Source organism: Occallatibacter sp. (genome assembly GCF_035317045.1).
Taxonomy (GTDB): domain Bacteria; phylum Acidobacteriota; class Terriglobia; order Terriglobales; family Acidobacteriaceae; genus Telmatobacter.
On sequence record NZ_DATHHT010000024.1, the window covers coordinates 199,008 to 215,052 of the forward strand.

General features: G+C 56.7%; 18 protein-coding genes. 3 read left to right on the forward strand and 15 right to left on the reverse strand.

The genetic code is table 11. The features are described from left to right. Positions 1 to 79: 79 nt before the first annotated feature. Both VK574_RS11745 and VK574_RS11750 read left to right on the forward strand, forming a co-directional pair. Positions 80 to 1,015 (forward strand): DsbA family protein, encoded by a 936-nt coding sequence (locus VK574_RS11745; protein WP_472800043.1) that lies wholly within the window; start codon positions 80 to 82, stop codon positions 1,013 to 1,015. A gap of 241 nt (positions 1,016 to 1,256) precedes the next feature. Further along, a complete protein-coding gene (locus VK574_RS11750; RefSeq protein ID WP_472800044.1) occupies positions 1,257 to 2,342 on the forward strand; it encodes a SurA N-terminal domain-containing protein in 1,086 nt (361 codons plus the stop codon). A gap of 93 nt (positions 2,343 to 2,435) precedes the next feature. Here the strand turns inward: VK574_RS11750 and VK574_RS11755 are convergent, their stop codons facing one another. Further along, positions 2,436 to 2,657: a hypothetical protein gene (locus VK574_RS11755; RefSeq protein WP_472800045.1), complete on the reverse strand. Its 222-nt coding sequence runs from the start codon at positions 2,655 to 2,657 to the stop codon at positions 2,436 to 2,438. A 110-nt stretch (positions 2,658 to 2,767) separates the two neighbouring features. Between VK574_RS11755 and VK574_RS11760 the strand changes: the two genes are divergently transcribed. Further along, entirely contained in the window at positions 2,768 to 3,004 is a 237-nt protein-coding gene (locus VK574_RS11760) for a hypothetical protein (RefSeq protein ID WP_472800046.1), read from the forward strand. Between the two features lie 182 nt (positions 3,005 to 3,186). Here VK574_RS11760 and VK574_RS11765 read toward each other — a convergent pair whose 3' ends face one another. From VK574_RS11765 to gatA, 14 genes are all read right to left on the reverse strand, one after another. Beyond that, positions 3,187 to 4,014: a tetratricopeptide repeat protein gene (locus tag VK574_RS11765; RefSeq protein ID WP_472800047.1), complete on the reverse strand. Its 828-nt coding sequence runs from the start codon at positions 4,012 to 4,014 to the stop codon at positions 3,187 to 3,189. Between the two features lie 150 nt (positions 4,015 to 4,164). Then, a complete protein-coding gene (locus VK574_RS11770) occupies positions 4,165 to 4,590 on the reverse strand; it encodes an ExbD/TolR family protein (RefSeq protein WP_472800048.1) in 426 nt (141 codons plus the stop codon). Between the two features lie 53 nt (positions 4,591 to 4,643). Beyond that, positions 4,644 to 5,048 (reverse strand): ExbD/TolR family protein, encoded by a 405-nt coding sequence (locus VK574_RS11775; protein ID WP_472800049.1) that lies wholly within the window; start codon positions 5,046 to 5,048, stop codon positions 4,644 to 4,646. A 90-nt stretch (positions 5,049 to 5,138) separates the two neighbouring features. Beyond that, complete coding sequence (locus tag VK574_RS11780) at positions 5,139 to 5,582, reverse strand: ExbD/TolR family protein (protein WP_472800050.1); 444 nt, start codon at positions 5,580 to 5,582, stop codon at positions 5,139 to 5,141. Positions 5,583 to 5,732: 150 nt separating this feature from the next. Then, positions 5,733 to 6,470 (reverse strand): MotA/TolQ/ExbB proton channel family protein, encoded by a 738-nt coding sequence (locus VK574_RS11785; RefSeq protein WP_472800051.1) that lies wholly within the window; start codon positions 6,468 to 6,470, stop codon positions 5,733 to 5,735. A 290-nt stretch (positions 6,471 to 6,760) separates the two neighbouring features. Then, positions 6,761 to 7,483 carry an energy transducer TonB gene (locus tag VK574_RS11790; protein WP_472800052.1) on the reverse strand — a complete coding sequence of 241 codons (723 nt, stop codon included), beginning with the start codon at positions 7,481 to 7,483 and terminating at the stop codon, positions 6,761 to 6,763. Between the two features lie 158 nt (positions 7,484 to 7,641). Next, a complete protein-coding gene (gene secF / locus VK574_RS11795; protein ID WP_472800053.1) occupies positions 7,642 to 8,637 on the reverse strand; it encodes a protein translocase subunit SecF in 996 nt (331 codons plus the stop codon). 87 nt (positions 8,638 to 8,724) lie between these two features. Next, positions 8,725 to 10,353, reverse strand: a complete 1,629-nt coding sequence (gene secD, locus VK574_RS11800; RefSeq protein ID WP_472800054.1) for a protein translocase subunit SecD — start codon at positions 10,351 to 10,353, stop codon at positions 8,725 to 8,727. 116 nt (positions 10,354 to 10,469) lie between these two features. Then, positions 10,470 to 10,730 carry a preprotein translocase subunit YajC gene (yajC, locus tag VK574_RS11805; protein WP_472800055.1) on the reverse strand — a complete coding sequence of 87 codons (261 nt, stop codon included), beginning with the start codon at positions 10,728 to 10,730 and terminating at the stop codon, positions 10,470 to 10,472. A gap of 1,070 nt (positions 10,731 to 11,800) precedes the next feature. Then, complete coding sequence (locus tag VK574_RS11810) at positions 11,801 to 12,367, reverse strand: FmdE family protein (protein WP_472800056.1); 567 nt, start codon at positions 12,365 to 12,367, stop codon at positions 11,801 to 11,803. A gap of 157 nt (positions 12,368 to 12,524) precedes the next feature. Continuing rightward, positions 12,525 to 12,743 carry a hypothetical protein gene (locus VK574_RS11815; RefSeq protein WP_472800057.1) on the reverse strand — a complete coding sequence of 73 codons (219 nt, stop codon included), beginning with the start codon at positions 12,741 to 12,743 and terminating at the stop codon, positions 12,525 to 12,527. A gap of 63 nt (positions 12,744 to 12,806) precedes the next feature. Next, the gene (locus tag VK574_RS11820) at positions 12,807 to 12,998 is read right to left on the reverse strand and encodes a hypothetical protein (protein WP_472800058.1); all 192 of its coding nucleotides are present in this window, start codon (positions 12,996 to 12,998) and stop codon (positions 12,807 to 12,809) included. Positions 12,999 to 13,851: 853 nt separating this feature from the next. Beyond that, positions 13,852 to 14,574, reverse strand: coding sequence for a hypothetical protein (locus tag VK574_RS11825; protein ID WP_472800059.1), 723 nt, complete (start codon positions 14,572 to 14,574; stop codon positions 13,852 to 13,854). After that, positions 14,561 to 16,042, reverse strand: coding sequence for an Asp-tRNA(Asn)/Glu-tRNA(Gln) amidotransferase subunit GatA (gatA, locus tag VK574_RS11830; RefSeq protein ID WP_472800060.1), 1,482 nt, complete (start codon positions 16,040 to 16,042; stop codon positions 14,561 to 14,563). Before gatA ends, VK574_RS11825 begins: the two co-directional genes overlap by 14 nt. Between the last annotated feature and the right edge of the window lie 3 nt (positions 16,043 to 16,045).

Here is a 16,045-nt window from a genome sequence, read left to right on the forward strand (position 1 = left end):
ACTCAGTAACTTGGCAACGGTCCATTAACGCGCTCGGCAAGGGCTAGGCTGAGATATCCTTGCAGGAGAGGACAATCATTTGTTGCGCATACACTTTTTGGCCGGTTTGCTTGCTTTGAGCCTGGCCGTTGGTTGCAAGGCCCAGTCACCCGGCTCGGGGACTCAGGACGCAGCGCTGAACCGGCGCATTGAAGTGATGGTACGTTCGCAGTTCGGCATTCCGCCCGAGGTGTCCGTCGCTCTCGGCCAGCGGACCTCAAGCCAGATCTCCGGCTTCGATACTCTGCCCGTCACGTTGTCCCATGGTTCGACCAAAAAGGTCATCGACTTTCTCGTCTCCACCGACAACAAGAAACTGGCGCGACTGGAGACCTTCGATCTTGCGAAAGATCCCGTCTTCAACATCGACATTGCCGGGCGACCAATTCGCGGCAATCCAGATGCAAAAGTCACTGTGATCAACTTTGACGATCTTGAATGCCCGTTTTGCGCGCGTATGCATACCTCTCTGTTCCCGGCCACGATGGATCGATACAAGGACAAGGTGCGGTTTGTCTACAAGGACGACCCGCTGACCGACATGCATCCCTGGGCGATGCACGCTGCGGTGGATGCAAACTGTATCGCCATGCAGAATGGGCAGACTTATTGGAATTTCGTCGATTATGTGCATGCGCACGGCCAGGAAGTAAACGGCGAAGACCGCAACCTGACCAAGAGCTATGCGGCTCTGGATCGTATTGCCCGCGACGAGGCCGTGGTGGCGAAGTTGGATAGCACCAAGCTTGACGCCTGCATTGCCAAGCAGGATGAAACGCAGGTGCGCGCATCCGCAAAAGAGGCCGAGGCGCTGGGAATCGATGGAACGCCCGCTCTCTTTGTGGATGGCGAACGTATCAATGGCGCTGTACCCGAGGAACAAGTGTGGCTCGTAATCGATCGGGCTTTGCGGGCGGACGGTATCGAACCGCCGCCATCCGCACCGCCCGCTCAACCCGCGGCCAAAGGCAAGTAGGCGTGACTGGGGGATTCGCTTCGACGCCAGGCTCTCAGCTTCGTAAGTTGACGCTCGAACCGATATCCCGCATGTGAGTCTTTCGTTTCGAAGCCTCGGTCTTGGGATTTATCCTGTAGTTCCGGGGCCGCGGTCCAGGGCCCCCATCGACAGGTCTTGGTTGATGGGGTGGTGATCCGGGGTTCTCATCGACAGGTCTTGGTCGATGGGGTGGTAGGCGGGGCTCCCGAGGAGACATAGGTTGCAAGTCCAAGCATCGTCGTTCAAGCGTACGTCCTTCGCTCTTGTTATTCCATGCGCAGTTTTGCTGATTGCCCTGGCTGCATGCGGGCACACTCCATCGCCCGATGTGATGGCAATCGTCAACGGCAAGGATATTCTTCGCTCCGATCTGGAGAAAGCCTATAACAACTACAAGGCCACACAAGGCGATGCTCCGCAGGATCCCAGCCCTGAGCAGGCAAACATCGTTCGGCTCAACCTCCTGCGCCAGTTGATTGACAGTGAGATCCTCGATCAACGTGCCGCGAAGCTGAACCTCTCTGCGTCCGACGAGGATGTAAATGCGCAGCTGATTGAGTTCAAGGCGCCCTACACGGAGGAAGAGTTCGCCAAAAGGCTGAAGCAGCAGAACATGACGCTGGATGACCTGAAGAAACAGATTCGCCGCAAACTCACCGGTGACAAACTCATCAACAAGGAAATCGAATCCAAGATCAATATCACGGATGCTGATATCAACGGCTACTACACGCAACATAAATCCGAGTTCAATGTGATTGAACCTCAGTACCACCTGGCGTGGATTGTCGTGACGAGTGGTCCTTCGCAGCAAGCCGGCAATCTGCAAAACAACAAGGCGACGAGCGATGCCGATGCGCGCAAGAAGATCCAGACGATCCACAACCGTTTGACAACCGGCGAAGACTTCGGCTCGCTCGCGATGAACTATTCCGAAGACCCCAACACAAATTCAAGCGCAGGCGATATGGGCTTCGTCCCCGAGTCTGTATTGCAGCAGCGAGATCCTGCAACGTTCGGTGCAATCAACAAGCTGAAGCCCGGACAAATGACCGATGTGCTGCCGGTATATGGCGGCGCGGGTCCCACCCAACGCGCGGCCGGTTATGCCATCTACAAGTTGCTGGAACGCGAGCCCGCCGGTCAACGCGAACTCAACAACCCAAGCGTCCAACAGCATATCCGCCAGGGCTTGCGCGAAAGCCACGCGCAGTTGCTGAAAATCGCTTACCAGGAAATGCTGCGCGACGATGCAAAGGTACGAAACTATTTCGCCGAAGAAATCCTGAAACAAGGCGCGAAATAAGGCCGGAGCAACGCATCGATCTTAGGAGTTCCTTGCCGGTGCTAGTAAAGCTCCGCCGAACTAACGATCACCACGGGCAAAGAAGGTGATGTACTAGATACTCCTCCTGTAATGAGTACCAGGCCGCTGTTCAGTCTCGTAGCGGTGTGAGAGTAGCGCGCGGCCCCCCATTGACCCTTCAGGCGTGAACGTGTTGGTCGCAGGATCGAATACTTCAGTACTTGAGAAGATAGAGGGCGCGCAGTAGGAGCTTCCTCCTGCCACAAGCACGGTGCCGTCATCGCATCGAGCAATGTGGCGGTGTGCCCGGCCCATGGTGCACCCATTGCGCCAGTCGCTGAAAAGGATCCTTTTGCTGGATTGAAAAGCTCTGCGCTCGGAACCGGTGATCCATTGTCGAACCACAAATCGCGCCAGTTCACGCCTTGCGGCCGGCGCCTGGACGCTGGAACCAGCGCCGCCATGCTGTCGTTGCGGCCGGTTTAGCGTGCTTGCTCATTGTTGGAACCCTCGTTGTCTGGCGCGTCTATTTCGCTCGGCCTGCCCTTGGCGGATCCGACGTCATCCTCCTGGCGAGCCTGGTCAACAAAACCGGAAATCCCATCTTCGACGATTCGCTGGACAAAGCCCTCCAGATCAAGCTTACGGAGTCACCCTTTTGAGCCTCTTCTCCGAGTCGGACGTCCGCACGGCGATGCCCATGATCCAAACCAGCGAGTGACGCAGGAACAGTTCTGAATTCTGAATAGGGTCGAGAGAATGTGACTCGTCATCAGTCCCAAAATCAAATGGCCTTCGCGTGGAGCGAAGGCCATTTGAATGGTGGACCCTGTCGAGAACTACGTCATTTGCCGCTCGAATCCATGGTGATTCCGCCGGGCTTGTCTTTCTTCTCTTCGTTGGCCTTGCGGGTGCCCATTGCCTTGGAACTCCATTCCTTGGCTGAAGCGACGTCCGCCTTTACCGTAGCAGGATCGTTGAAATCCGTATCAGCTTTGCGGCGATACGTGAGGTTCAGATACGACATCGCATCGTCGTAGTTGGCGCGATTCGCAAGCGCTTGATTCAGATATTGCAACCCTTCGGTCACAAGGGGTGTGTTCTCGTCCTTGATCTGCTGCAGAACCTTCTTGGGCGCCTTTGCATTGCCCTCACCATCATCATTCATATTGACGCTTGCCAGCGCCTTCAGCGTATTCTCGTGAGCTAGTGTCCAGTCGATCACGCCAACGGTGTAAGCCGCTTCAGGATCCTTCGGGTCGGCCGCCAGGACCTTCTTCTGAAAGTCCTTCGCTTGATCGAAATTCTTGATGCTGAAATAGATCGCCGCAATCTGTTTGAGGCTGTTGATGTCGTTTGGTTCCTTGGCCAGAACTTCCTGGAAAATGCTGATCGCCTGTTGTGCGTTCTTCAGATTATCAGGACTGGTGAGGCCGGGAACAACGTTCTGCGCGAGCGCTGTCGCCAGATAGCTCTTTGCCATCGGCAGGCTCGGGTCCAGTTCCGTGGCCTTCTGGAAGTGTCCGATCGCCTCTTCATAGTGGGCAGACTTGTACGCCTCCACTCCCTTGTTCAATTGATCACGGGCTTGGAGGCGGTTGCACCCGCCCATGGAAAGCACCATGCCGGCTAAAGCAACCGTGAGCGCCGTAATTCGTGCGGGTCCATTCATGTTCTTATTCTTCTCCTTCAGGTGGTGCGCAGCGAGCACGCACTTTCTCAATCATGCATCTGGAAACGGGCGGGAGAATCCGAAACCAGATTGGCCAAATTGTACTCCTGCTGCCTTAAAACGAACTGTGTTCTTCGACTGGCAATGATTCTAGCGCCCGGCCAGAACTTCGGGTGTCATCAAACCGATCTGGTCGACTCCGGCTGCATGGCCGATGTCGATGATCTGAGCGATCTCCTTGAAGCTCAACCGGTCGTCGCCTTTGATGAACAAGACACGTTGCGCACGGTTGGCGTAGATGGCAGCAAGTCGCGACTGTAACTCCCCCTGTGCGACTGGTTGCTGGTTGATGCGGAGATCAATGGTGTTGCCGACTCCCCCGATCACTTCGAGAACAACTGCATCCTCGCGAGGACCGTTCTTGTGCGAAGCTTGCGGAGCCACAGCAGTCTCTCCCCTCGGAACAGCGGGAACAATGACCATGAAGATGATCAGAAGCACCAGAAGCACGTCGATCATCGGCGTAACGTTGATCTCAGAAGCAAGTCCTCTGATGTCGCCGTTCGTCGCGGTCATCGCAGTAATCCCCTTTCTTCCCATTCGGGGAGAGATTGATGCAGAGTGCGCTGTTATTGTCCAGCCATGATCTTCGGCGTCATCAGACCGATATGATCCACGTTCGCCGAATGCGCGATGTCGATCACTTCTGCGATATACGAGAAGTTCAAATCGTCGTCGCCCCTCACGAACATGACTCGCTCAGCGCGATTTGCGTAAATTTCCGTCAGCCGGGCCAGCAAGTCGGTCTTGGCGACATCAGTTTCGTTGATCTTGTAGGTCGGCGCAGCGCCCGGGCGATAGATCACCTGAACGACGATGGTGCGGTCGTTTTGCGGCGGCTGCTGTTGGGGATTCTTCGGCGGCTGCGGTACAAGGGCGTCAAGACCCTTTGGCGTGACCGGCACAATCACCATGAAGATGATCAACAATACCAACAAAATGTCGATCATCGGGGTGACGTTGATTTCGCCCATCGCGCCACCGCTGCTCCCAGTTGTCATTGCCATGGCTTCAAACTCCTCGTTTGCTGCAATCGGTTAATGTAATGCGTTCCAGGTCAATGACTACTGGCCGCCCAGGCCGTCGGCGCCTTCACGCTTGTTTGTCAGCAAGCCAACCTCGTCGACACCCGCGGTGCGCACGGCGTCAATTGCGTCTTCAACTGCGCGAAATTGAGCGCGCGCGTCTGCGCGAATAAATATCTCTTTGCCCGGCGTATCTGCCAGCTTGTCACGAACCATAGTTCCCAGCTCAGAGGTAGCTACCTTGTTCTGGCCCATAAACACACCGCCATCGCGGGTGATGGCCACAACAATGGCATCTTCCTTGTCGGCGTCGGGCATCGGAGTGGGATTTTCCACTTTGGCCATATCAACGGCGACCTTGTTCTGGAGCATGGGGGTGATGACCATGAAGATGATCAGCAATACCAGCATCACGTCCACCATCGGTGTGACATTGATGTTGGAGTTGACCTTACTGCCTTCGTTACGAACTGCAATTCCCATGTTTGGGCTCCGTGCCTGATGAATTCATGTACCGGATGCCATCCGGCCTTCCTTCGAAGCGATTGCCATGCCTGATCAGAAACCCGGGCAGGATGGCGTTGCCGCTTCCCCTGCCCAGTGAGTGTCTCGCTCGGCCTGCATTCAGATCGCTTAGCGTCTGCTCTGCTTGATGAAATAGTCGATGAGTTCGCTCGAGGAGTTATCCATTTCAACGTCGAACGCTTCAACTCGGCCTGTGAAATAGTTGAACGCCATGACGGCGGGAATGGCCACGAGAAGACCGAACGCCGTTGTCACCAGCGCCTCTGAAATACCGCCGGCGACTGCGCCGATACCCGAGGTCTTCTGGGTAGCGATAGCGTCGAATGCATGCAGAATGCCTACGACCGTTCCGAACAGTCCAACGAACGGTGCAGTTGAGCCGATGGTGGCCAACACGCTGAGGCCCCTCTTCAGCTTAGCGTGAACGATGGCCTCGGCGCGCTCAAGTGCACGGCCCGAGCTCTCGATCGTTGCCTCGCTGGCAACACCGCCAGATGCGCGGAATTCCTGCAGACCCGCCGTAACAACTTCGGCGAGGTGCGACTTCTTGGCCCGATCGGCGATTTTGATTGCCTCTTCCAGCTTGCTGTCCTTGAGCGCACCGGCGACCTTGGGCGCGAATTCGCGGGACTGCTTGCGGGCGGCGGAGAAGTACAGGTAGCGGTCGATCATCACGGCCAGCGACCAGATCGACTCGATGAAGAGAAGGATAGCCACTGAACGTGCCATCCACGCCATGTGCTGCCACAGCCCCAGTGGGCTAAAGGTAACCGTCTGTTCGTCCTGAAAGAATGCCAGGCTGTTGACCGTATGCGAAGCGAAGTGTGCGAGCTGAGCGAGAATCACTTGAATCGTTCCTCCTAAGGAGTTTGTGAGCTGAGACGATCCGCTGGTGCGGATTGAGTGAGACAATACCTGGGAAACTGACTCCTGTTGGCTTCATTCCTCACCGGCGTTCGCTTCCAATCTCATGTAAGCCGCTTGCTGGAGATCGAACTTGGTCCGCGCCGGATGGAGTGTTGGTGCCTCGGGATGCATCATCCCCGGTTTTGCGATTTGGAATGCGGCTCTATGATGATTCGCATTCGGGTCAAAAACAAGGCTCTTTCTCCTCAGAGAAAGAGCCGAAGATTAAACTAGCCTCCCAGCGTAAAGATCACGTTGACCGTGGTCTCCACCTCGACGGGCTCGTTGTTGAGCAGGTAGGGCCGGTACCGCCATGTCTTCACCGCCTCAAGGGCCGCAGACTGCAACATGGCAGGGCCGCTGACGACGTGAAGATCCTCGATGGTTCCCTGTTTTGAGATCTTCGCCTGAATCACGACCGTCCCGGATACCCGCGCCGCTTTGGCGATTGGCGGATACACAGGCGTGGTCTTCTGAATCAGCATGCCTTGCGCGACGCCGGCGGAAATATTGATCTTCTTCGGAGGAGCAGCCTGCACCTTGGGTGCCGAACCGGAACCGAACACGCTACCCATCACGCCGCTTGCGCTGCCGCCTCCCAGGTCAGATCCAGCCACGCCGAACGAACTCGGCGGCGCTTCTCTCTCCTGAACCTGCTTGATGTCCTTTGGAATCTTGGTTGGAGCGACGAGTTGGTTGTTCATCATCTCAGACTGCACGTGCACGATGTGTACGACCTCAGCCGGCGGCGGTGGTGGGGGTGGCGGCGGCGGCGGTGGTGGGGCCACCAGCAGGGTCTGCATCATCGCCTTGGGCAACGCTTCTGGGTAAATGAGCGGATAGAGGATCAACGCAACCAGAATTGCGCCGTTGACGATGAAAGTGAACATCATCCAACGACCGCTCTTGCTCTTGATTCTTCCGCCTGATTCAAATGTGGAATCTTCAAACATGGCCAGCCTCGAATCGGGGTGTCGGTACCTCTATTTAGACACCGCGGGATTCCCAAATGTTCCCGCGCTCTAAAACGCTCACAAAAAGCGTGCTTCACCTATATCAGAACTACCTACCACATGCAAAGGTTGCAGCAAAAGATGTGCATTGCAATGTTTTAGACCCTGGACCGCTTGGCAGCCGGAAGAACCGCGGCTTTGCCGCTACCCGCACGATACTGCTGCCAGGCAACCAGCATGGGTGCGGCGATCGCGATCGACGAATAAGTTCCGATCAGAATTCCAACCACCAGGGCAAACGAAAATCCGCGCAAAACCGGACCGCCGTACACAAAGAGAGACAGCACTGTCAGAAAGGTCAGACCTGAGGTCAAAACCGTCCGGCTCAAAGTCTGATTGATGCTCCGGTTGACCACGTCGGGAAGCGATTCTCGCCGGCTCAGCCGCAGATTCTCACGGATGCGGTCGAACACAACAATTGTGTCGTTCATGGAATAGCCCACCAGCGTCAGAATTGCGGCAATGACGGTGAGGCTGATCTCCATTCCCTTGAAACCAAACGAGTCCAGCAACGCAAAGGCGCCAACAGTAATCAGGGTGTCGTGGAAACAGGCAACCACCGCGGCAATTCCATAAATGAGCTGGAACCGGAACCAGAGATAAATCAGCATTCCCAAAAGTGAATACAGGGTCGCCAGCGTAGCCTGCTTCTCAAGCTGCTTGCCGACCGTGGGACCCACGACCGTCACATTGCGGATGTCGAATGAGTTATCGCCGAATTTCGCGCTAAGTGCGTTCTTAATCTGCTCCCGCCCTGTATCGAGAGACGACTCGACATGCTGCTCCGGCAAGCTGACGAGGACTTCGTGATGGCTGGGAATGTCGTAGTTGACGATGCTCGCGTCGCGAATACCGGCCGTCGCCGTGGCCTGGCGAATCTGTTCGATATCAGGCGCTTGCTTAAACTGGACTTCGACCTGGGTCCCCCCGCGGAAGTCCACGCCCAGAGGCACAGGGCTCCGAACTCCACCCACAGGATGCGTCCAGTGAAAGGCCATCGAGATAATACCCGAGACGCTGAAGATTAATGAAAAGGCCAGGAAATACCACTTCTTCCCCAACCAATCGACGCTAACGCTACGAAAGAATTCCACTGGTTCTCTGCCTTCCTCGATTTTCCAGAGCCCGCTGACCCCGGCATGCAATGTTGACGAATCCTGTCGGCCGCTTCTGTGTCCCGGCTAGATCGAAACAACCTCTCCCGCTTTCAGATTGTTGACGTGGGTATCGAAAATAACCCGCGATACGTAGACCGCCGTGAACAGGTTGGCCGCAAGACCAAAGGTCAATGTGACTGCAAATCCTTTTACCGGTCCGCTGCCAAACAGGAAAAGGATTGCCGCCGATACGATCGTTGTGACGTGCGTATCCAGAATCGTCGTCCATGCGTGCGCAAAACCCTGATCGACTGCTGCCGATGGAGCCTTGCCCGCACGCATCTCTTCACGAATGCGTTCAAAAATCAGCACGTTGGAATCGACGCCCATGCCGATGGTCAGAATCACTCCTGCAATGCCGGGAAGGGTAAGTGTCGCGCCCGAAAAGCCCATGAATCCGAGCAGGATCACCAGGTTCAGGAACAGTGCCAGATCGGCATTGATGCCCGAGCCCCGGTAATAGATCAGCATGAACACCATTACCAGCAGAACGCCAACGATGGCTGCTGTAACTCCCTGCTTGATTGAATCCGCACCAAGCGAAGCGCCGACCGTCCGATCTTCCAGATAGTTGATCGAGGCCGGCAACGCACCCGTGCGCAGCATTTTCGAGAGAATCGTTACCTCATCGGTAGAGAAGCTGCCTCGGATCTCGCCGGAATCGCGAATCGCACTCTCAATGTTCGCCACTTCCTTCACGCGACCGCCCAATACCACGGCCATGCTGTGCCCGACATTGGCGCTGGTGTATTCCCAGAACTTGTCGCCCGCTTCGTTCGTGAGCGTGAAGTGAACGGTTCTCTGTCCAGTGTTGGAATCTTGGCCTGGATCAGCGGAACGGAAGTCTGTGCCGGCGACGATCGCAACCCGCTGCAGGACGTAAACGCTATCCGCGTCAGAGCCGGTAGCCATCGAGCCGGAGCCATGGACCAGTTCCTCATCGGCTGGAACCGCTCCGCCTACGCTGGTCAGGGCAGCCTGCTCATCCGGATACGGTCCGCCAACGACAGCGTGAATTTCGAGACGCGCTGTCGAAGTGATAATGCTTCTGACACGGTCAATGTCCGAGATACCAGGCAACTCCACCAGGATCTGGTTGTCACCTAAGCCGTACTGCTGAATGACCGGCTCTGCGACACCCAGAGTATCTACGCGGTCGCGGATCACTTCGATCGTGTTCTGCACCGTCTTGTCGTCGAGGGCCTTCTCGACGTTCGGCTTCATCGTGACGCTCAGGCTGTTGTCGCTCCCACCGCTGATGTCGTACTCGTTGGAGTACTTGCTGTCGATCAGCGACTGAACGGCACTGGACTGCGCCGGATTGATTCCTTCGATTTGGATCTTCTCAGGATGGGCGGCTGGATCCGGCTTTAAGACCTGCGAAACCGTCAGCTTCGCTGTCTTGAGATCCTGTTCAATCCGAGCAACCGAATTGTCCGTTTCGGTGCCCACCGCCTCTTTGACTTGCACCTGCAGGATGAGGTGAACGCCGCCCTGAAGGTCCAGTCCGCGATGGATATGCTGGGTAAGCTGGCTCAACAGCGGTTCGCCACCGCCAATCTTCGGCGGATCGAAGCCGAAGAATGCGCCATACAGGAACACGACCAGCACGCCGATGATGATGAGAAGTTTCTGTTTGAGATTTTTCTTCATTGTTCCAATTCTCTAATTCGAATCGTTGTCGATTTTACGACTTCCGTTAACCGAATCTCGCCTCGCAACATACGAATCAAGACGCGCTACACGGATCCCGGCGCGCCGTCGTACGCTCAAGACCCCGAATCTTCCTGCGTGGTGACGGAAGCGATCGCGCTCTTGGCCACTTCCATTTTGATATTGTCAGGCGCCACGCGAATGATGATGACATCGTCCTTGATCGACATGATGATCCCGCGAATCCCGCCCGCGGTCGTCACCTTGTCACCCGTCTTGATGCTGCTCAACATCTGCTGCCACTGCTTCTGGCGCTTCTGCTGCGGCCGGATCATGACGAAGTACATAAGAGGAACCAACAATAAAAGCGGAAGCATCGTCATAGTGCCTCCACCCCCCGGTACGGGCCCAGCCGCCAACAATGCAAAACTCGTCACACTCATCCTTTACTCGCCCCCGGTGGCTCAATAGGCCGCTCAGGACGCAGGCACCTCCGCCTGAGCGAAGCCTGCAAGAGTTTGTCTCCGGGAATCTTCCTGGCCTCCAATGTTTCCGGCGCAGGCTGTGGAACATGAAATCGCTGATTTTGACCGGCAACAACACTCTAACGCACCGTCAGATTCAAACCAGTGACTCAGCTCACTTTCTGTTTCCTGTTCGACACGGTCTCTCCGAAAAGCCAACAGGAAAGTACGCCTCGCACAACAGCGCACACCCCCAGCCTGACTTCATAAAAGAAGGCCTGTCTAAGATAAGAAATGCGCAGCCGCAACCATGTCAAGGAGATCCCCCACACAAGCACGGAAGCGGACAGCGAGAACTCCGGGCTGCACGCTGTTCGGGCCGGGGAAGTTCTTTATAAACACCTTATCGTTTGACTTCCCCCTCTTTATGGTCCAGGGCGTCTTCTGGATCTGGCACGATTGCTGCCGCAGATTGGTTTGCTTGATCGCTGCAGGAAATCGATGCGGAAAAGACGACTATGTATCTCGCAACCTTGTTTCTGATTCCGGTAGGACTCGCAGTGGCTTTTTTGCTGTGGGTTCTGTGGAGCGTAACGCAAGAACTGTCGAGCCACCGGGATTCGACCGTAAAACAGCCGATGATCTCGATACAGATCCGCGACCCGTATTCGATGCGAGGCTTGCCGACACGGCCAGTGAGAAGTCTCGATACAGAAACGAACTACGGTTCGAGCTCTGCCAGGGAATACGCGCACGTGTCCACTGCACCGAAGCTCGGAATGAGATCCGTGTCCCGAGTCTGAGATTCTTCGCGAATTACGCTGTCATTCTGAGTGAACTGGACTAGCGGTTGTCATTCTGACTGAATGGGATGGCCGCTGTCATTCTGCGCGAACGGGGCCCCAAACGTTTTTCAGTTTGGGGGTGGTGAACGAAGAATCCGCTCTTGCATTTCAGGCATCATGTCAGGCCATGACAACCCCTTACTCCGCTGTCCAGTAGCTCAGCTCCGGGTGGGCGCAACTAACGCAGAACCGCTCCCCGCCAACATCTTCAAATCGGCCGAAATTGATGCCCTCGCCGCAACGCGCGCATAGCTCCCTGTCTCCCTTGGTGCCAGGCAACTCAGCCGGGTCAACATTCACCCGTACGCGCAGCACGCTGAAGAGCTGATCGTCGCCGAGTTCCCGATAAGCCAGCATTTGCTGCTTCTGCTTGTTTTCAATCTCCGGATGAAGCTCCCGGGCAAGGTCGCGCGAGTTCTCAAGCGCGACGATCCGAATCCCCCATCCGGCTTGAAGGTCCACGAACGTGGCTGCCATTTTTCCCCAGTCGCGGAATTTGAGAGTTCGCTTGCCCAGCCGGCAGCCCGTCACCATGCCGATTGCATCGGTGGCGCAGCGGTCGATCTCCGCGTAAACAATCAGCCGTTTCCGGTCGATCCCCAGCGGATCTTCGATCCCGATCCCCCGCAGACCAAGAAGCGCCATACGCGTGCCCAGAATCTGCCCCGCGCACATGTGCCTATGCGCAATTTCTGCCTTTTGCAACAAGTTCTCTATCGGTTCCATCATCCCTTCAGCTTGCCCCAACCCCCGGCGCCACGCAAGCCGACCATCCAGCTTTCGTTCCGGCTCCCCCGCAGACGTCAATGGATATGCTTTCAGGGAGGGTCGCACGGACAGTCCGCACACGAAGTGTGCCGGGTCACGTGTTGCGAAAGGCGGTCAAAGGTTCGATGCGTTCGGTGCTGCCGAGTTGGGTTTCGAGTTCGCAGATGCGATTCACCACATTACGCTTGAGGTTTTCGATGACGGGCGAAGTGGTGGCGTGGGTGTCTTCGAGCCTGGAGAGTGCGCGGCGAAGATGCCGCAACTCATAGAGTGCGGGCGAAGACTTGGGAACTGGTGGTTTCTGCGGGGCCATGGGAGTGAGAAGGATTCTTCCATCGTGCGGCAAATTGGTAGGTGACGGCTGTCACCGAGGCGGTCAGGGTCGCGAAACAGCCATCGGCGTGAGCGCTGCTGTCTCTACTTCGAGATCGGCGATGCGTTCGAGGAGGACTTGTTTGATGAAAGCAAATTCTGCCGGGTGCTCGGCCTGCGCGATGCGCTGCAAGATGTCGCGAAGAGTTGCGAGTGGATCGGGCGGATTGTCGGGCGCAGGCGCGCTGAATGCCATTGTCTTGACCTCCCAGACTAGGAAAGCTTCGCATGAAGAGAAGTTTGTGGAGGTGCCCAGCATCACAGCAGATCGAGGTGCACGGCATCCAGCGTGGCGAGGCCTGCCCGAAGTCACTCACTCGGACGTTGCGTGAGACCTGCGGCACCTGGCGAGTCCGGTCATTGAAGTGGTGACGTGTTCAGCTTCTCTCGAATCGAGACCACGGCGTCGGAAGTGATAAGCCGTCTGCTGCAGACGAGACAACTGGCCATGTGTTCGATGTACGCGCGACGAGCTTTAACTAATTCTATGTGTGCGTGGTGTGCTTCTTGTTGGAACTCGTGGACTTGTGGAGGTCCAACCGGCATTAGTTCGAGAGCCTGTTCGTACGCGTCGAACCAGGCCCATTCTTTCAAGGTGTGTTCAAAGTGCAGGCGAAGTCTCAAACCCTGTTTGCAATCGCGGTTCATGTGACCTTCCGGGGAAGCCAGGCAGATGTCATGTGGGACAGGTAAGCAGCCGTTATCGTAACTCTCTTCAGCGATGACGTCTGCACGATATCAGACACAGGAACTGTGGATTTTTTACAACAATTCGATACGGGGAAAGTCGCCCTGGTAAATTAGACGTGGCGCAGACGGCAAGGATGCGGCTGGCGATGGCACGAGCCTCTTCTCACATCTGCGAGGCGTCCTGCGCGGTGGATGCATCCCACCAATCCGGCATCCTTCGCAAGCCCCGTGCACCAGTTCCGGTGCACAACGTCTCTCCCCGGATTCAATCGGATGCGTAAACCAATGATCGCGGGAGGGGTATATCCCTATCCCTAAACGCAACTTCCTATTCCCTTTTCTTACTCCCTACTCCCTGTTCACTGGTTTTTTCGCGGTTCGGCGTCACCCTCGGAGTCCTCAACAAGAACAGCGGAGCCGGGAACAATCTCAAAGCTGATCGCATCCTTCCCCGCTGGATGGAATGTTGCGCGCAGCGGTTCGCGCTGCCACTCGACAACACCGCAAGCGGAATCCAATCGGTTCGAAAGATCGGACGGCGCCAACTTCTTCGCCAGAACCGGCTTTCGGCCAGAGATCTGCGCCACGACGGCATAAAGGCTCTTGCCGCTGGCCGTGATGCCGCAATAAGCGCCATAGTCGCGGAACCAGACAACCTGGCTGATGCCCGGATCGTAGTCCGGCGGCTTCATCGGGACGATGTGCCCAGTGACGCGATCGACCAGCAGCCACGGACCGCGCTGCCATACCCAGTGCTTCTCGGGACTTCGCGGCTTTTCTCCTGGCAGTTCATCGTTGATGCGAATGACGCGGCGCACCACAAAGCTGCGATCGGTAACATCGTGAGCTTCACCTGCAGTCCATTCCTTGACCGTGCCGTCAACGATCAGCGGCCGAATCTTGAGTGAGGCTTCGCCGGGTCCAGCTCCGGCTGGGTCGCCGGCACTCGAGTACGGAACGCGTTTTGCGGCGCCCAGGCCTACGACATGAACCTTGCGAGGTGTAGCGTTGCTTGAAACAGAAGAAACTGCCAGAAACGCAAATACTGCAATCAATCCAGCGAACGTCCTACCCAATTGCATCCTGAGTCCTGCTTCCTTGAATCTCTGCCGCCTCCACCGCGCGCGCCACGCGCAACGCCGTTCCCTCCTGGAGATGAGCAGCCAATACCTGCATTCCAACTGGCAATCCTGCCTTCGTCGCCCCACAGGGAACATTCACGCCGCAGATGCCCGCAAGGCTCGCTGTAACGGTATAAATATCGGCCAGGTACATGGCGAGAGGATCGCTCGTCTTTTCACCCAGCTTGAACGCGGGCGTCGGCGCGGTCGGCGTCACAATCGCATCCACGTCGGTGAAAGCGCGGAGGAATTCTTCGGCCAGAAGCCTGCGCACCTGCTGCGCCTTGAGGTAGTAGGCGTCGTAATAACCCGCCGAAAGCGCATACGTACCGAGCATGATGCGGCGCTTGACCTCAGCGCCAAAGCCCTCATCCCGCGAGTGGCTATACATGTCAGACAGCGTTGCGGACGAAGGCGAACGATAGCCATAACGCACTCCGTCGAACCGCGCGAGGTTGGCACTCGCCTCTGCGGTTGCGACGACATAATAGGTCGGAATCGCGTAGCGCGTAAGCGGCAGCGAAATCGGCTTGATCGTGCAGCCTGCGACCTTCAGAGCCGCGATGCCCCTTTCAATGCGTTCCCGTACTTCCGGATCGAGGCCTTTCCCGAAATATTCCGCAGGCACGCCAATGCGCAGCCCTTTTACGCCCTTGTCGCATTCCGCAGCGTAATCGGCAACCGGCGCGGGGGAACTCGTTGCGTCGCAGGGATCGTGTCCTGCAATGACGCCCAGCAGCGTCGCTGCGTCGCGCACGTTTCCAGCGAAGGGGCCGATGCGGTCAAGAGACGATGCAAAGGCGATGAGCCCGTAGCGGGAAACTCGTCCGTAAGTTGGCAAAACGCCTACTACGCCACAGAAGCTTGCGGGCTGGCGAATCGAACCGCCGGTATCGGTTCCAAGACTGGCGACAGCGATATTAGCCGCAACTGCCGCTGCAGAACCGCCGCTTGAGCCACCGGGTACGCGTTCTGGATTGACCGGGTTGCACACCGGGCCATAAGCCGAGTTCTCATTCGAAGAACCCATTGCGAACTCATCGCAATTGAGTTTTCCGAGAAGCACCGCGCCGGCGGCTTCAAGCCTGCCAACAGCGGTAGCGTCGTACGGCGGATGATAGCCCTTGAGAATCCTGGAGCCCGCGGTCGCAGGTGCACCGCGCATGACGAGCACGTCCTTGATGCCGACCGGGATGCCGGCGAGCGGACCCAGTGGATCGCCTTTCGCTGCAGTCGCGTCGACCCTGGCCGCTTGTTCGAGCGCGCGTTCTTTGGTCAGACTGAGATAAATGTTGAGACGCGGATTTACCTTCTCAATGCGCGCGTAGTAGTTGGCGGCAAGATCCGCGGCCTTCACGCGCCCGGATGCAATTCCCTCGCGCAGCTCAGAAAGCGTCTTCGGCTTTTCTACGTAAGTCTCAGTCGTCATGGC